4 protein-coding genes and 1 pseudogene are annotated in these 18,327 nt (G+C 66.8%); 2 read left to right on the forward strand and 3 right to left on the reverse strand.

What is annotated here, in order from left to right; all coding sequences use genetic code 11:
• Window positions 1–111: 111 nt before the first annotated feature.
• A complete protein-coding gene (locus tag ACCQ05_RS11065; protein ID WP_372390270.1) occupies window positions 112–2,871 on the forward strand; it encodes a S8 family peptidase in 2,760 nt (919 codons plus the stop codon).
• 180 nt (window positions 2,872–3,051) lie between these two features.
• Here ACCQ05_RS11065 and ACCQ05_RS11070 read toward each other — a convergent pair whose 3' ends face one another.
• A complete protein-coding gene (locus ACCQ05_RS11070) occupies window positions 3,052–13,251 on the reverse strand; it encodes an autotransporter-associated beta strand repeat-containing protein (RefSeq protein WP_372390272.1) in 10,200 nt (3,399 codons plus the stop codon).
• Window positions 13,252–13,947: 696 nt separating this feature from the next.
• On the opposite strand from ACCQ05_RS11070, the pseudogene ACCQ05_RS11075 reads away from it, so the two are divergent.
• Window positions 13,948–15,758: pseudogene (locus tag ACCQ05_RS11075) on the forward strand (EAL domain-containing protein).
• A gap of 93 nt (window positions 15,759–15,851) precedes the next feature.
• Here ACCQ05_RS11075 and ACCQ05_RS11080 read toward each other — a convergent pair.
• Both ACCQ05_RS11080 and ACCQ05_RS11085 read right to left on the reverse strand, forming a co-directional pair.
• A complete protein-coding gene (locus ACCQ05_RS11080) occupies window positions 15,852–16,772 on the reverse strand; it encodes a M14 family metallopeptidase (RefSeq protein WP_372390275.1) in 921 nt (306 codons plus the stop codon).
• A gap of 739 nt (window positions 16,773–17,511) precedes the next feature.
• The gene (locus ACCQ05_RS11085) at window positions 17,512–17,769 is read right to left on the reverse strand and encodes a KGG domain-containing protein (RefSeq protein ID WP_064630009.1); all 258 of its coding nucleotides are present in this window, start codon (window positions 17,767–17,769) and stop codon (window positions 17,512–17,514) included.
• Window positions 17,770–18,327: the final 558 nt, after the last annotated feature.

An 18,327-nucleotide genomic window follows, 5' to 3' on the forward strand; every position in this document is an offset into this window, starting at 1 on the left:
CGATCACTGTGCCAAACACCGTCTGCAACCTTGGCCAGCGGCGCAAGACTCTCTGCGCCATTGTCAGATCCAGCAGTGCGGCGCGCCTTCAATCAACGGAATCGACCAACCATGAATCGTTCGCTGCTCGCCACGACCATCGCATCCTGTCTTGTCCTGACCGCTTGTGGCGGTGGTGGTGGTGGCGGCAACGTCCGTAGCGACCCGCCGCAGAGCACGGTGATCGCGCCGGCCCCTACCCCGAGCACGCCCACCACGCCCACCACGCCGGGAACCACCTCCGACCCGCTGCCCAAGACCGCGCCCGTCCCGACGCCTGCCCCCCCTCGTTACCAGGGCGTGGACAGCAACCTGCTGGTGCCGATCAATGCCGATCTGGCGCAACAGGCCGGCGCACGCGGCCAGGGCGTCAAGCTCGCGCTGCTGGACGACAACCTGGTGCAGAGCTATGCGCCGCTTGCGGGCAAAGTCGATGGATTCACCGACTACACCGCCAGCCCGGGCACGCCGGAGTCTTCTTCCAATGCGCTGCGCGGCCACGGCACCATCGTTTCGGCGCTGGTGCTGGGTTTGGCGCAGGACGGATTTGCCGGTGGCGTGGCGCCGGATGCGGACCTGTTCTATGCACGCATCTGCGCGGAGAATTCCTGCGGTACCCAGCAGGCCCGCAACGCGGCAGTGGGTCTGGCGGCCGCCGGTGTGCGGATCGCCAACCTGTCGCTGGGCGCGTCGTATGCCGATGCCGCCAGCAGCGCGAATGCTGCCGCCGCCTGGCGTTTTGCGCTGACGCCGCTGGTGCAGGCCGACGCCCTGATCGTCGCCGCCACCGGCAATGAAGGCGCCGCCGAGGCCGCGTATCCGGCGGCCACGCCGGTGCAGGAAGCTGGCGTTCGCAACAACTGGCTGGCCGTGGGCGCGATCGCTGTCGACAGCGCCGGCAACCCGGCCGGTCTGACCAGTTATTCCAACCATTGCGGCGCCGCCGCGCAGTGGTGCCTGGTGGCACCGGGCAGCTTCACCGCGCCGGCGCTGGCCGGCACCGAATTGCAGGGCCAGGTTGCCGGCACCTCGTTCTCCACGGCAGCCGTCAGCGGCGTCGCAGCGCAGGTGCTGGGCGTGTATCCGTGGATGAGCGCGTCCAACCTGCAGCAGACCCTGCTGACCACCGCCACCGATCTGGGCGCGCCAGGTGTGGATACGCTGTACGGTTGGGGCCTGGTCAACGCCGCCAAGGCGATCAAGGGTCCGGGGCAGTTCGCCACCAATTGGTCGGCCAATGTGGGTGCAGGCTACGCCAGCACCTTCAGCAACGACATCTCCGGCACCGGCAGCCTGACCAAGAATGGTGCCGGACGGCTGACCCTGAGCGGCAGTAACAGCTACAGCGGCGGCACCACCATTCTCGATGGCGTGCTCGCGCTGTCCGGCAGCCTGCGTTCGGACCTGCTGGTGGCCAACTCGGCCACCTTCGAATCGCGCGGCGGCGTGATCAACGGCGGCTACAGCCTGGTCAACAACACCGGTACCACCGCCATCGAACTGGGCAAGGGCCTGACCGTCACCGGCCAGGCCAGCCTCAAGGGCAATCTGCTGCTATTGCCCGAAGCCGCCGGTTACAGCGTCGGCAGCACCGAAACCATTCTCCGCGCCGGCACCCTGCAGGGCAGCTTCGACCGCGTGCAATATGCCAACAATTTCTTCTGGACCGCGGCGCTTGCCTATGCACCGACCACGGTCACCGCGACGCTGACCCGCAACGCCTCGGCCAGCAGCGCACAGGCCGCCGGCGCACCGCAGGCAGTGGTTGCCGGCGCCGCCCAGGCCGATACGCTGGTCAAGGTGCTGGACACGCGCGTGGCCTCCGGCGATACCGCCAATCTGGGCGGCCTGATCAGCGCCACCGGTTCGCTGTTGGCGGCGTCCAACGCACAGGTGGCCGCGTCGCTGCCCACCCTGACCGGGCAGGTGCATGGCGTGGAGCGCACGCTGGGCTTCCAGTCCGCCCTCAACGATGCGCGGGTTGCCGCCGATCGGCTGCCCTACCTGGCCGACACCACCACCCTGACCACCTGGGTGCAGGGCAGCTACCTGGATGGCGATCTGAGCCGCAGCGGCTTCGCTGCGGCAGACTATACCCAGCAAGCCACCAGCTTCGGCGTGGACCTGCCGTTGGGTGGCGCCGGCACCATCGTCGGTGCGGCGGTGACGTCGGGCCAGGACCGCGCGCAGATCGATGCCTCGGCCAGCCGCCTGCGTTCGGATCGTTATGCGATGACTGCGTATCTGTACCAGCCCATCGGCCAGGCCTATCTGTCGGGCATCGGCTCGTACGGCATGAGCACGGTGGAGACCGAGCGCAGCGTACAGGCCGGCACCGTCGGCGAGCGTCTGCAGGATCGCCGCCACGACAGCAACTGGTCGCTGCGCGCGGAGGTCGGACTGATGCCGCAGGCAGGGGTGTCGCCGTTCGTTGCCGCGGGTGTGGTCAGCCAGACCCAGGACGCGTTCAGCGAGACCTCGGTGACCGGCCTGGGCCTGAGCGCCGGCAGCGACAGCCTGCGGGCCGGCTATGCCGAGGCGGGCGTGCGCGGTCAGCTGACGCGCGGCAAGTGGGGCCTGGATGGGTTGCTCGCTTACCGCTCGCTGCTGGGCGATCCGAATGCCGACTTCACCGCGTGGTTCACCGGTCTGCCGGAAGCGCGCTTCACTGTCTCCGGCGCTCCGGTCACCAAGCAGGCGGCACGTGCGTCGGTCGGCGTGCGTTACCAAGTCAACGAGGCGTTTTCCGTCTACGGCAACGTGGGTGCAGAACGCGCAAGCTCCAGTGCCGACAGCATCAATGCCAATGTCGGCCTGCGCTGGCAGTTCTGATCGCCTACGCGTGATCGTGTCCACGTGCCCGTCGCTCCGGCGCGTTCGAAGACAGGTACCACAGAGACGCCCCGGCATGCCGGGGCGTATCTGTTTTGCATGGCCGACCATGCAGTTCTGTCGCTTGCAGTCAGTGCGGTGCGATCAGTTCATCTGGATCGGCTCATCGGACGCTGGCGATCAGAAGCTCCAGCCCCAGGTTACCTGCCCGCCATAGGCGGTCTGGCCATCGCCTTCGAGCCCTTGCAGCGACAACGACATGCGGCTGTTCGGGGAGGTGATCAGGCTCACTCCCAGCTCACCGATCACCGCGTTCTTGGCCAGCGTGACGCTCTGCACCGCAAACTGCGCATCGGTGCCGAGGAAACCGGCAGAGCGCTGCACGGCGCGATCGCCGAACGCATGCCGCCAGCCCAGCGAGGCATGCAGCGCCGCCTGCTGACCGAGCGCCCAGCGCCCACGCACGCCCAGCGTGCTGGTGATGAACTCGTCGGTGGCACCCGCCACCGCCAGCCCGGCAATCCCGCCGCGCTCGCTGAAGCCATCGGTCTTCAGGCGGGTGTAGTCGGCGGCCAGGAACGGGGTGTAGACCGCGTCGCCGCTGCGCAGTTGCCAGGACGCTTCCAGCGATGCGGCGATCGCGGTGGCGTCGTAGTCGCTGGTGAGGCGTTCTTCGAGCACATCGGGCAGCAGCACACGGCGCGATCCGTCCACCCGGTAGTCGGCGTAGTCCAGCGCTCCCTGCAGCGAGAATGCCGACCACGCCGCCTGGGCGTACACGCCGGCATGCGTGCCCTTGATGTCGGCGCGATCGCCCCACTCGCGCGACCAGCTGTCGATGTCCTGACTCCCCACGGCAACGCCGACCACGCTGCGCTCGCCGACGCGACGTTCTGCACCGGCCATGACGCCGTTGTCCTCGCGGCGCACCGCGTACGTGTCGGCGTCGCCATCGACGCGGTTGGGCAGGCTGCGTCCGGTGATCCAGACCGTGGTCTCGCCGATCCGGGTGTCCTGGCTGTCGCCACGCAGGTGGCTACCGATGCCGCTGGTGAGGAAACGGCTGTCCAGCATCGCGGTGGCGGTACTGGCATGGCTTTCTCCCGACAGCGACGCGAAGGCGGTGGCCAACGCGGTGGGGTCGTCCGGCAGCCGCACGACCGACTGATACACCGGGCTGGTCACCGGCAGGCCATCCACGGCGGATGCCGCGGCCTGCTGGTTGGGGGTGGTGACCGTGTCGATCATTCCCACGGTGTTACGCCCCAGGAAGATCGACAGCCCGGTGGCGGTGCTGTTGAAGTTCGGGTCGACGAAGGCGTAATCGGCGACGACGTTGCTGAATTGCCCGCTCACGCCACCGGCTGCATTGATCACCGGGATGTCGGTGAACAGCGGCCACTCGGCGGCACGCACCATCTGCAAGGTGCTGCCTGGTGCCACGGTGGCTGCACCGCCCACTGTCACCGGCGTCACGGCTCCATTGGCTCCTGGCGCGACCTGCACGGTGGACCCGCTGCCGATCGTGGCATTGCCGCTGACACTGACGCTGCCATTGGCGCCGCCGATGAGCAGGTTGCCGCCGGACAGCACGAGGCTGCCGATGGTGCCGTTGCCGGTGAGCGTACCGCCCGGCCCCACGGTGACCGGCCCGCCAAGCGCGGCGCCTGGATTGGCGAGGTTGCCCACGCTCAAGGTGCCGGCGTTGACAGCTGTCGCACCGGCGAAGCCGCCGCTGTCCGCCGTGATCAGGAGTGTGCCGGTGCCCTCCTTGACCAGGCTCCCAGTGCCCGACAGGACTCCTGCGTAGGTACCGTTCGCGTTCTGCAGGAATACCAGCGCACTGGTGTCGACGATGTTGCCTTGCAAGCTGTCGGTATCGCCAATCAAGGTACCCGCGCTGACGGTGGTGCCCCCCAGGTAGGTGTTGGTGCCATCCAGGGTCAGCGCACCGGTGCCGGTCTTGATCAACGAGCCGCTGCCGGTGATGTTGCCGGCGAAGGTGCCATCCCCGGCCTGGTCGAACACCAGCACCGCATTGTCGAGGATGTTGCCCTGCAGGCTGCTGGTGTTGCCCTGCAGGGTGCCGCTGGCAACGGTGGTACCGCCGCTGTAGGCATTGCTGCCGGCCAGCGTGAGGACACCGGCACCCTGCTTCACCACGCTGCCGACGCCGCTGATGGCGCCGGCAAACGTGCCGTCGCCGGCCTGGTCGAACACCAGCACCGCATTGTCGACGATATTGCCCTGCAGGCTGGTGGTATCGCCGATCAGAGTCCCCGCACTGACCAGGGTGCCGCCGGTATAGCTGTTGGCGCCGGTCAGCTGCAGTGCGCCGCTGCCGGTCTTTTCCAGTGAGCCGGTGCCGCTGACCACGCCTGCATACACGCCGCCGCTGCCCTGGTTGAACACCAGCGCCGCAGTGTTGGCGATATCGCCCTGCAGGCTGCTGGTGTCGCCGATCAGGCTGCCGGCGACGATCGTGGTCCCGCCGGTGTAGCCGTTGGCGCCGTTGAGCAGCAAGGCACCGGCGCCATCCTTGACCAGGCTGCCGGTGCCGGTGATCGAGCCGGTAAACACGCCATCGCCAGCCTGGTCGAACACCAGCGTGGCGTTGTCGACGATCGCTCCCTGCAGGCTCGCATTATTGCCGACCAAGGTGCCTGCATCGAGCGTCGTACCACCGCTGTAGGTATTGCTGCCGGCCAGCGTCAGCGTCCCGGTGCCGGTCTTGATCAGCGCGCCGCTGCCGGCGATAGCGCCGGCCAGGCTCAGGTCAGCCGGGGTAGCGACGGTCAGCGCAGCGCCCAGGTTGATCGCGTTGCCCAGCGCGGCGGCAATCGCATTGCTGAGCACCGAATCGCCAGTCACCGACAGCGCGCCGCTTCCCAGCGCCGTGTTGCTGCCGACCAGTAGCGTGCCGGCGTTCAATACGCTGCCGCCGGTGTAGCTGTTGTTGCCGGCAAGGGTGAGCGTGCTGCTGCCGTTCTTGATCAACCCACCCGCCCCGCTGACCGTCCCGGACAGCCCCAGGTCGTTGCTGCCGGGCAGCGTCACCGCACCATCGAGCACCACCGCGTTGCCCACGGTCAGCGCCTGGTTGCTGTCGATGCTGGTGCCGCCGGCGGCGGTCAGCACGCCGCTGCCCAGGGCCTGCGCATCGCCCAGCACCAACGTGCCGCCGCCCAGCGACGTGCCGCCGGCATAGCTGTTGGCGGCATCGAGCACCAGGGTGCCGGTATCGAGTTTCTGCAGGGCGCCAGCGCCGCCGATGGCAACGTCGATGGTGCCGGTGACGCCGGGATCGACGCGGATGATGGTGGTGGCGGCATTGGCGCTCAGCGCACCGGCGCTGGCATCGTTCAGCACATAGCCATCGGTGAGGAACTGCATGCCGGTGATGCCCTGGGTGCCCTGCACACCCACGGTACCGGCGCTGCCGCCGAAGACGGCAAAACTGTTCTGCCAGGCATCGTTGGTCAAGCCGTCGATCGCGGTCCAGTTGGTGGCAGTGCCGGTCCACGTCCCGCTGCCGCCGTCGATGGCGCCGTTGGCGACGGTCTGCGCGCCATCCCAGAACTGCACGTTGCTGCCGGGCGAGAGCACCACCACGTTGACCTGTTGGGCAAGCGCCGTCTGCAAGCTCAGCTGGGTGGGATCCACGCTGCCGGGCAGCGTGCCGATGCTCATGCCGTTATCGGTCAGCGCACCGGTGTAGTCGATCAAACGGTAGACGCCACTGCCGAAGCCGCCGATGTCGGTGATGTTGAGCGTACCGTCCAGCGTGAGGTTGCCATTGACCGCCAGCACGCCGGTCTGGCTGGGGATTCCGAGGAAGGCGTCGAGCGTGGCATTGGGAGCCATGCTCAGGCTGCCGGTGGTCAGCAGTGCGCCGCTGCTCACCACCAGGCGGCCGCCATCGTTGACGGTGACTGCGGCATCGACCACACCGCTGCCGCTCAATGTGCCGCCACTGCCCACGCTGACGCCGCCAGCGCTGGCCAGGGTGCCATCCACGTCCAGCGTGCCGCCGATGACCTGGGTGGTGCCACCCAGCGCGCTGCTGCCGGTGAGCTGCAAGGTGCCGGTACCGGCCTTGTCCAGATTGCCGGCACCGCTGAAGCTGCCGGCAAAGATCCGGTCGCTGTTGTCGCCTCCCAGTTGCAAGCTGCTGCCGCCGGCAATGGCGACATCGCCCAGCCCGCTCACCGCGCTCAGGTTGGTGCTGCTGCCCAGCGCCAGTTGCGCACCAGCCGCCACATCCACCGTGCTGGCGCCCCCCAGGGTGCCGCCGGCGGAGGTGGCAAGCACGCCGGCCTGCACGCTTACCGGACCACTGAAGCTGTTGGCGGCGGACAGGGTCATGGTTCCGAGCCCGGTCTTGGTGAGTGCGCCGGTACCGCTGAGCGTGCCGGTCAGCGCCAGATCGGCGGCGCTGGCGATGGTCAGATCGGCACCGAGATCGACGTTATTGCCCAGTGCCAGCGCAATTGCATTGCTTAAGGTGGAATTGCCCAGCACCGACAGACTGCCCGTCCCCAGGGCGGTGTTGCTGCCCACCGCCAGGGTACCGGCATTCAACACGCTGCCGCCGGTGTAGCTGTTGTTGCCGGCAAGGGTGAGCGTGCTGGTGCCGTTCTTGATCAACCCACCCGCCCCACTGACCGCCCCGGACAGCCCCAGATCGTTGCTGCCGGGCAGCGTCACCGCACCGTCGAGCACCACCGCGTTGCCCACGGTCAGCGCCTGGTTGCTGTCGATGCCGGTGCCGCCGGCGGCGGTCAGCACGCCGCTGCCCAGGGCCTGCGCATCGCCCAGCACCAGCGTGCCGCCGCCCAGCGACGTGCCGCCGGCATAGCTGTTGGCGGCATCGAGCACCAGGGTGCCGGTGTCGAGTTTCTGCACGCCGCCGATCCCGGAGATGGCGACATCGATCGTCGCCGTTGCACCGGGGTCCACGCGAATGGCGGTGAGCGGCGCGGTGACGTTGAGCGCACCGGCACCGGCGTCGGTCAACCGATAGCCATCGCTCACGAACTGCAGGCCACCCAGCTCCTGCGTGCCCTGCACGCCCACAGTGCCTGCCGTACCGGAGAACACCGCAAAGTCGCCCTGCCAGGTGCTGTTGGCCGAGCCATCCTGGCCGGTCCAGTTGGTGGCGGCACCCCACACCCCCGAGCCACCGTCCACCGTGCCGTTGGCAACGGTCTGTGCGCCGTCCCAGAACTGCACGATGCTGCCCGGCGCCGTCACCACCAGGTTGATCTGCTGGCCGATGGCGGTCTGCAAGGCCAACTGGCTGATGTCGACGCTGCCCGGTATCGCGCCGAACAGCATGCCGTTGTTGGTCAGCGCACCGGTGTAATCGATCAACCGATACACACCGGTGCCGAAGCCGCCGATGTCGGTGACATTGAGCGTGCCATCCAGGGTGAGATTGCCGTTGACCGCCAACAGGCGCGTGGCGCTCGGCGCGGCCAGCGCGACATCCACGATCGCGCCCGGTGCCAGCGTCAGGCTGCCCACGCTGAGCGATGCGCCGCTGGTCAATGCCAACCGGCCGCCGTTGCCGATGGTGGTGTCGCTGGAGACGCTGCCGTTGGGGCCGGAACCGGTCAGCGTGCCGCCGAGCGCAACGTTCACCGCACTGGTGCCAAGGCTGCCGACCACATCCAGGGTGCCACCGCTGACCTGGGTCGCACCACCAATCACGCTGTTGCCGAGCAGACGCACGATGCCCGTGCCGATCTTGTCCAGGTTGCCGCCACCGCCGAGGCTGCCGGCAAAGTCGCCGCTGCCCAACTGCAGGGTCGCACCGGCATCGGTATCCACGCTGCCCGCACCGGCCAGCGCGTTGATCAGGCCACCGTTGGTCAGGTTCAGCGACGCGCCAGCGGCAACGTCGACCAGGCTGGCATTGCCCAGCGAGGCCGCGGTGCTGGCTACCACCGTTCCGCCCTGGATCGCCAGCGGGCCGGTGTAGGTATTGCTGCCACTCAGCGTCAAGGTGCCGAGACCGGTCTTGGTGAATGCGCCGGCACCGCCAATGGTGCCGCTGGCCAGCATGTCCGCCGCGTTGTCGATGGTCAGCGCGGCGCCCAGGTCGATGTCGTTGCCGAGGGCCACGGCGATCGCATTGCTCAGCACCGAATCGCCGATGACCGACAGGCTGCCGGTGCCGAGCGCAGCATCGGCGCCGACCGCGAGCGTGCCCGCCGCGAGCGTGGTGCCGCCGCTGTAGCTGTTGCCCGCCGTGAGCGCCAGTGTGGCCGCGCCGTTCTTGATCAGGCTGCCGGTGCCGCTAATGACGCCATTCACCGCCAGATCGTTGCTGCCGACCAGGCTGAGCTGGCTGTTCAACTGCACGGCATTCCCGATACCCAGCGCCGTGTTGGCATCCAGTTCCGCCGCACCGGCGACCGTCAGATCACCGATGCCCAACGCATTGCCGTTGCCCAGCACCAGGCGACCGGCGTCGAGGGTGAGGCCGCCGCTGAAGGTATTGGCGTTGCCCAGGCTCAGGGTGGCGAGGCCCTGCTTCTGCAGGCTGCCGGTGCCGCTGATCACGCCGTCCAGTGCGATGTCCTGCGTCCCTGGCAGCGTCAGCGCACCATTCAACGCCAGCGCGTTCGCCAATGTCACCGCGCTGCTGGCATCCAGCGACGTACCGCCAGCGGCGGTGAGCGTACCTGTCCCCAGCGCCGTGTTGCTGCCAACCACCAGGGCGCCGGCCTGCAACTGCAAGCCGCCCGACCAGGTATTGGCGCCGCTGAGCGTGAGTGTTTGCGTGCCGTTCTTGATCAGGCTTCCGGCACCGTCGATGAGGCCGGCCAGGCCCAGGTCCTGCCCATCGATGCCCAGCGCGCCGTTCACCGTGATGGCGTTCTGCAAGGCGACCGCGGTGCTTGCGTTGAGCGTGGTGCCATCGGCGGCGGTCAGCGCGCCGGTCCCAAGCGCGGCATTGCTGCCGACCACCAGCGAACCGGCATCCAGCAGCGTTCCGCCGGTGTAGAGATTGTTGCCGATCAGCGTCAATGCACCGGTGCCCTGTTTGACCAGACTGCCCGTCCCACTGACGGTGCCGGTCAACCCGAGGCTGTTGTTGCCGGTCAGCGACAGCGCGCCATTCAACGCGACATCGTTCGCCAGGGTGATGGCGCTGGTCGCCTGCAACTGCGTGCCGTTGGCGGCGGTCAACACGCCGCTGCCCAGGCCCGTGCTGCTGCCGACCAGCAAGGCGCCTGCATTGAGATCCACGCCGCCCGCAAAGGTGTTGGCACCACCCAGGCTCAACGCCGCGTTGCCGTCCTTGACCAGCCCCCCCGCCCCGCTGACCACGCCATTGAGCGCGAGCGCCTGACTGCCGCCGATCGCCAGATCCGCATCCAGCACGACGTCATTGGCGAGCGTGCGCGCCGCCGTGCCATCGAGCAGGCCGCCGGCAACGGTCAGGGCGCCGCTGCCCAGCGCCGTATCGCTACCCAGCAACAGGCTGCCTGCGGTCAGCCGTGTGCCTCCGGCATACGTGTTGTTCCCTGCCAGGGTCAGGCTGGCGGGGCCGAGCTTGTCCAGGCCGCCGGCGCCGCCGATGGTGCCGGTGAGCGTGAGCGCATTGCTGCCGCCGATGTTGACCAGCCCGGTCAAGGCGATGGCATTGGCAAGCGTGCTGACCGCGAGGGTATCCAGCGTGGTGCCGGCAGCGGCAGTGAGCGCACCGATGCCAAGCGCAGTATTGCTGCCCAAGTTGAGCCGGCCCGCACTCAGCGTGGTGCCGCCGCTATAGGTGTTGTTGCCGGTCAGGGCCAGATCCCCGCTCCCGGACTTGACCAGGCTGCCGGCGCCACCGATGCCGCCGCCAAGCGTCAGTGCCTGCGCGCCATCGAGCGTGAGTGCCCCGGCATTCAACGCGATCGCATTGTTCAACGTGGTTGGCGCGCTGCCTTGCAGGGCGGCATTGCCGGTGACCGTCAGGGTGCCGCTGCCGAGCGCGTTGCCGTTCGCTACCTGCAAGGTGCCGGCGTTGAGCGTGGTACCGCCGCTATAGGTATTCAGGCCACTGACGGTGAGCGTGCCGGCACCGAGCTTGTTCAATGCGCCCACGCCGCTGATGGTGCCGGCCAGGTTCAACGCGGTCCCATTGCTGGCCAGGCCCAGCGTGCCTGTCAGCGACATCGCATTGGTCACTGTCGCCGCGGTGCTCGCATCGAGGGTGCCGCCGCTGGCAGTGAGCGTGCCGGTGCCCAGCGCCGCATTGGCGCCGACCACCAGCCGCCCATTGCTCAGGGTGGTGCCGCCGGTATAGCCATTGCTGTTGGTCAGGGTGAGATCGCCGGCGCCGCTCTTGATCAGGCTGCCAGCGCCATTGATCACGCCGCCCAGGGTGAGTGCCTGCGTGCCGGTCCAGCTCAACGGCCCGGCGAGATTGACGGCATTGCCCAGCGTCAGCGGGGCGCTGGTGCTCAGGTTGGACGCACCGGTGACATTCAATGCGCCGCTGCCGAGCGCAGCGGTGTTATCGAGCTGCAGCGTGCCTGCTGCCAGCGTCGTGCCGCCGGCGTAGGTGTTGGCGCCACTGAGCGCAAGCGTGCCGGTGCCCGTCTTGGCGAGTCCACCGCTACCTGACAGCACACCGGTCAGTGTCAGCGCATTGCCGCCGGCGCCCAGGCCCAGCGTGCTGTTCAACGCGAATGCATTGCCCAGCGTCAACGGCGCGGTGGTATCCAGCAGGCCGCCTGCCGCAGTGACTGTCCCGCTGCCGAGCGCACTGGCAGTCTCCAGCACCGTGGTCCCCGCGCTCAGCGTGGTTCCCCCCACATAGCTGTTGGCGCCGCCCAGGGTGAGCGTGCCTGTACCGGTCTTGTTCAAGGCGCCGGTTCCGCTGACGACGCCACCAAGGCGCAGGTTGTTCGCGCCGCCGATGCCCAGGGCGGTATTCAACACCACTGCATTCGGCAGATCGAGTGCGGCACCGGCCAGCAAGCTGCCACCGGATGCGGTGATGGCGCCCGCTCCCAACGCGTTGTTGTTGCCGACCGTCAGGGAGCCGGCAGCCAGAGTCACGCCGCCGGTGAAGGTATTGGTGCCGGTCAGGCTTAGCCCACCGGTGCCGGTCTTGATCAACGCTCCGCTGCCGCTCAACGGACTGCCGATGGTCAGCGTGTTGGCGCCTTGCACGGTCAGGCCACCTGCGGCTAACGCGATGCCACCGGTCGGCGACAGCGTCAGGCCGGTAGCGGTGGCTTCCAGCGTGCCGCCGTTGGCGGTAATGGCGGTGCCCAGCTGCGCAGGCGTGGCAAATCGCAGCACGCCGCCGTTGAGCGCGCTGCTGCCAAAGTTGCTTGCACCGCCCAGTGTCCAGGTCCCGCTGTTGACGCGCAGGCCGTTGAAGTTGATGTACTGATCCGTACTCAGCGTACCGGTGCCAGCATTGCCGCTGCCTGTTCCGCTCACCGCGTTCTGCGCGACCAGCGTGTTGCTTCCCCCGGCGCCACCATCGACCACGCCGGTTCGCGCAAAGCTCAGCAGGCCGCCGGGACCGAGCAGTTCCAGGCCGAGCCCACCGGCGGCACTGACGCTGCTGCCGGTCACCGCCGTGAAGGTATTGGCGCTGTTGACGCCCATCGCCACGCTGCCGTTGATGGTGCCGGCATTGATGAAGGTATTGCCGGCGGCGGACGACTGAAACCCGACGCGTCCTTCGATGGTGCCGGTGTTGACGGCGTTGACGGTACCGCCGCCGCTGACTGCGATCACCGGGGTGTCGGCACCCAGGATCGACAGGTTGAGCAGCGGTCTGCTGCTGATCAAGCCGGCATTGTTGATCTGGACCGAGCCATTGCTGGCCGAGGTGATCCCCAGCGCCATGCCGTCGAGATTGAGCAGGTTGGCGCCGAGCAGCCCGCCGGTGCCGTAGATGCTGCCGCCCGCAAGATTGTTGGCAATCACCGATGTCGAGCTTGCGTTGCCCATGGTGACGCCGGTGGACAGCACCGACAACAGGCCGAGCACGGAGGGGTCGATGGAGCCGCTGTTGTTGAGCGTGGCATTGGTGCCGCCGAGTGCGATCGCGGTGCCGCCCAACAAGCCGGCGGTCATTTGCGTGCCGGCCACCACGTTGACGGTCAGATTGTTTGCGTTGCTGGAGAAGGCGTTGCTGGTGATCGCCAGACCGCTGCATGTGACGGTTGCGCCCGCGGCGGGAATCGCAGGCGTGCAGGCTGCCCAGACCAGCGAGGGGCTGGCGGCTCCTGCAGCCAATATCACCAGGCCCGGCAACGTGCGCCGCCCGGCGCCAGGCTTGCGTCGACGACGTACCAGTTCATGGGTCACCACCCAGTTGCCGATGGCTGCGTTCCAGACAAGCGCAAATGCACGATTCATCCTGCTTCCCCTGATAGCCGCCCACGCGCACGCGCCGATGGATGCGCCTGCTTAATGTCGGCAGTGGATTGAGATTCGATTTTTATCAAGCAAAACACCGGCCATTTCCGCCTCATGGAAGGCGAAAGGGTGATTAATACCAATCGCAAATTCAGTGGTGGAGATTAGTAGTCGAACCCATACTATTGAAACTGTGCCGAATATCACTAACCATGCACCCATCCGGTGAAACAAAATCAATGTGTCGAATAGTTCGCTTGCGCCCGCTTCCGTGCATTCAGGGAAGCCAGTCCGACCCAAGCAATAGTAGAGAATGCTTATTGATCGAAGATCTTTGCGATATTTCAGGACATGAGGCACCTTTCCAACTGCGCTTGGCAGCGACTGGCAGCCTGATGCAGGCGTTTCACAGCGATAGCGAGGCGAACCATTGCAATATATTGAAGAGCACGCCATTCCGATCTGCAGTCGAGCCATTCGGTGCCCGATTTTCACATGTGCCTGCTTGTTGGATAAGACCAATTCCAAGCGGCAAGCCAGGCTGGAAAGGATTCGCTTGGAAGGCGATATGTCAGGACGTTATTTTCGTCGAGCCCGGTTGCTCACATCCGGATACCGGCTTGCGTTTATCCTGTTCACGGCCATGCTGGGATTCATCGATCCACGACCGGCGTTGTTCCAGAAGGTGTGCGGTGTGTGACTTTCGACACGGAGTCTGACCAATGACGCTTGGCACGGGGGACAAATCGCAGGAACGCCATTCCGACTGGTCGGGGGTTCCAATCGACCTGGGCGGCATGGAGCCGCTCGAACAGATCGCACGTCTGCTGTGTCACGCACTGGTCGCCCCGGCGGCGGCACTCACCATCACCGAGGGCGGCCGCATGCGTGTGCTCGCGGCGCGCGGCATCGATCCAGGCCATGTCGAACAGGCGATTGCGCTGTGCCCATCGCCACTGGGTTCGATCAACGGTGTCGCAGAACTGATCGAGTGCGATGCACTGGAGCCGATCCAACTCGGCGACGCGGCCTTCCCCGGCTTGCCTGCGCGGTTTATCGCCTGTGTTGCGGTCGGCGCGCCGCAGACCGGCATCTTCGGCACCTTGTGCGTCATCGATTCGCGCGAGCGCCGTCTGGCCAGCCAGGAGCATCAGCAGCTGCGCATGTTCGCCAATGTGGCCGCTGCGCAGCTCGAACTGCAGTTCGGTGCGGGCCGTCGCGAGCCGCATAGCGGGCTGTTCAATGCGCGCCAGCTGCAGTCGGATCTGGATGCACTCGCCCTGGGCAGCCACTGTCTGCCCACCATCGCCGCCTTCATCGAGGTCTACGACACGCAGGCGGCCAACGAGGCGCGCCAGGCGCTGGGGATGCAACCGCTGGAGGAATTGATCCGGCATGCCAGCTACGTACTGACGCGCGCCTTGCGCGGCAAGGCGACGGTCTACCATGTGGCACCGATGCGCTTTGCGTTCTTCCTGCTCAACTCTGCGCCCGACGAGATGGAAGACCTGCTGCTGGATCTACGCGACATGCTGCAGAAGCCGGTGGACGCGGCCGGGGTACCGATGTCGCTGACCTTTCATGCCGGTGTGGTCCGTTTTGCACCGCAGCAGCCCGATACCAACGATGCGATGCGCAAGGGCCTGGTATCGCTAGGCGATGCGATCAACAACCACGCCGTGGTGTGCTGGTACAGCGCATCGCAGGACGATGCCATCCAGCGCTCGTACCGCCTGGCGCTGGATGCGGAAAAAGCGCTGGATGCCGGCGATTTCCGTCTGGTCTTCCAGCCGCGCATCAGTCTGGAAGACCTGTCGGTGACCGGATTCGAAGCATTGTTGCGCTGGCACCACGCCAGCCTTGGGCCGATTGGCCCGGACGAGTTCATTCCCCTGTTCGAAAAGACCGCACTGATGTGCACGGTCACCAACTGGGTGATCGAACATGCCCTGCTGCAGCTGGCGCAGTGGCGGGCGCAAGGGCTGGATTTCTCCGTCTCGATCAACCTGTCCTCGCGCGATTTCGGCAACACCAATCTGGCCGCGGACGTGATCAACCGCTGCAACGAACTGGCGATCCCGACTACGCGAATCGAACTTGAAATCACCGAAGGCCGCTGGCTGCGCAGCAACGTCGAGGCGATTCCGCGCCTGCGTGCACTGCGCGAGGCCGGCGTGAGCGTGGCCATCGACGACTTCGGGACCGGCTACAGCAACTTCGGGTACCTCACCGAATTGCCGATCAACGTTCTCAAGCTGGACCGCTCGCTGGTCACCGGTATCGCCACCAAAGCCGGCATGCAGATGCGCGCAGAAGCGGTGGTGCGGCTGGCCAGTGCGCTGGGCTACCGCACCGTGGCCGAAGGCATCGAGCATGCCGACGAAATCGCCCTGCTGCGCAGCTGGGGCTGCGACGAGGCGCAGGGATATCTGCTGTCCCGGCCGATGGAAGCGCACCTAGTGGCTGGGTACGTGCAGCAGGCCGCAGAACGACAAGGCCTTCCCTGAAACGACGAAACCGGCATGCAGATCGCGCCGGCTCGACCAGCAGTCAGCCTCCCCACCGTGATGGAAGTCCTTGCACACGCAGGGCATGCGTCCTCAGGGAGCCGACAGCGCGTAGTCCAGCGCAGCGCAGATCGCCGCCACCTGCGCCGCATTGCATTGCGCAGGCGTGGCGCGCGGGCTGTCCGGGTACACCTCGGTGGTGGTGCGATAGCGCGCATCGGTCACGCCGGCGCACAGACCCAGCCGCCGCACCGGATAGTTGATGACGCCATGACCCACCACCGGCGAGCCGATGATCTGCCCCTGCGCATCAGCCGGCGCGATATGCGTGACCCGGGCCACCGCGGCGATCACCGCCTGTTGAAAGGCGGGCTGCGGGTCTTCGCTGTCGCCGACCAGGTAGAACCCATCCGGAATGCTGCCCGGCACGAACGCCACGCCATCGCGTGCCGCCAGCGCAGGGCGGAACTCGCTCTCGTCGCTGTCGGTGGTCTCATGCAGGTCGATATGCACCAGCATCTTGCCGGCGGTGTCGGCGACCAGCTGCATCAGCGCTGCCGACTCGGCGGCCGGGCTGTCGTCGCGGAACGCGCGGTTGGGATCGATCGCCTCGGCATTCCAGCGTTGGATCCGCTCGTAGCCCCAGGGATTGATGCAGGGAGCGACCAGCAGGTTCAACTTGCCCGCATAGTCGGCACCGCGTTGCTGCAGGAATTGCAGGGCGCCCTGCACTCCACTGGTTTCGTAACCGTGCACGCCGCCGGTCACCAGCGCGCACGGCAGCGCGCTGTCCCATGTGGCGCTGCGCAATGCCAGCAGCGGGTACTGCGTGGATCCCGCCGCAATCGTTCCGTACTGCACGCGCGTATAGCCATCGCCCAGCACCTCGATGGCCCGTACCACCTCGGCTGCGTAACTGCGCTGTATCCGCTGCCTGGCGCGCCACGCGCCGCGCTCTTCATCGCCCCACGCCTGGCCTGGGGTACCGATCGGATAGCCGAGCTGTGTCTTCATCGCCAAGGTTGCGCCATTGGAAAGCGCCCAAGGGTACGCGCTGGGCATGCAGAAAGAAAAATCCAGGCTGCGTGGCGGCTCAGAGCGCGGCCACTATGAGCACAGAGGTCTCGCTAACGGTGGCGGGCGAGACTGCATATGTGGATGTGCGGCGCGGCAGGGGAACTCACGACGCACAGCTTCCACTTCGCGCCGCTGCCTTGCCGCGATCTCGGCCGCCATCGGTCCACAGGCGTCTCGCGTCTGAGGGCAGGCGGATACCTCGCCCCCCATGCCACTGCGATGCCTGCAAATTTTGCCTGCAGCGCACCGCCTTCAACGCCGACACGGAAAATTTTCCTGCAATCGATGGTGAAAAGGAAAAGACCCGGCAAAAATTTCCGCACCGTTCGTGACGCGTTGTGCAACAGGCGTTTGCCCGAGTCGATGTCCCGCAAACCGGTCTGATGCACCCGATCCGGTACGCCATCATGCAATCGATTGCCTACCGGGGCGCGCCAGATATTTGCCTGCTGCCCCTTCAAACAGCAGGCCCTGCGCCATACCGGCACAGGACCTGCGCCCCTGAAAGCGGCGAATGGAGCGTAGCGCGCATTCGCCAGATGCCTGCGAACGGCGTGCTCGGAACGGGAGCGGGTGCGGTACCTGCCGATTCCGGGCGCCGACCGCGCCAGCCTGGCGGGTGCACAGGCGTTTTGTCAGCCGCTCCTGGCAGCATGCCTTGCATGCTGCCACTCGGTCATGCGGATTCTTCCTGCGGCTTGGCCTGCTTGGAGCGACCGCCCTTGCTGCCGATGCGCGACATGTGATCGCGGTCGCGACTTACTGCCTGGCCGCCCTTGCGGCCTGCCTCGCGTGCTTCGTCGCTGGTGAATTCATGCGCATTGCCGCTGGCGTGCGCAGCCTTGCCACCGCTGCTGGCCAGTACGCGACGCTTTTCCGGGTCCAATGCGGCAAAACCGCGCCGGCTACGAGTACTGTTCTGTGCGTCTTCCATTGTGCCTCCTCTCGATGCATCGGGTACGTCATTGGGTAATGTTCATACCGCAACAATCGTGCCAACCCGCAAAAGCAGGCTATACGGTGGCAAACGGGCACATGCAGGAAAAAACCGCTGCGCTCGCTGCGCAAATCTTGCACACCTTCACAGCCAATCCGGCTGCGCTGCGCCGTGCGATGGGTAGCGCTACCACATGGATGCACTCATCGGCCCTATTCCGCAATCCGCTCTTCGGCACCGGTGGTACACGGGCTTCTGCAGTCCGCCGGAGCGTGACCCCGACCAGGCGGCAATGCGTCACGGTAACGCGCCATGGCGCGTTCGGCGTTCAACCGGGATCGCCGACAGTGCGGGATGTCGATGACCACCACCTGCCATCGGGACGATCAACGGCACACGCGTGGATTCCTCAGCCCAGGCGCCGGCCCGCCATGCAGCTACGGCGCTGGCCGGCCTGACCGGGTGAGGTCGGCGCACTCACCTGGTGGGCGATCGATCGGCCTGCAGGTGCGCAGGCGACCGGCAAGGCCGTTCCAGCCCCCGCGCGAGCGGATG

The sequence above is a fragment of the Xanthomonas sp. NCPPB 3582 genome, from assembly GCF_041475735.2.
GTDB classification, from domain to species: domain Bacteria; phylum Pseudomonadota; class Gammaproteobacteria; order Xanthomonadales; family Xanthomonadaceae; genus Xanthomonas; species Xanthomonas codiaei.

What these genes read in the sequence shown, in the direction of transcription:
- ACCQ05_RS11065 (WP_372390270.1), top strand. Translation starts at nt 112, where the DNA reads ATGAATCGTTCGCTGCTCGCCACGACCATCGCATCCTGTCTTGTCCTG.
- ACCQ05_RS11070 (WP_372390272.1), bottom strand. Translation starts at nt 13,251, where the DNA reads ATGAATCGTGCATTTGCGCTTGTCTGGAACGCAGCCATCGGCAACTGG.
- ACCQ05_RS11080 (WP_372390275.1), bottom strand. Translation starts at nt 16,772, where the DNA reads ATGAAGACACAGCTCGGCTATCCGATCGGTACCCCAGGCCAGGCGTGG.
- ACCQ05_RS11085 (WP_064630009.1), bottom strand. Translation starts at nt 17,769, where the DNA reads ATGGAAGACGCACAGAACAGTACTCGTAGCCGGCGCGGTTTTGCCGCA.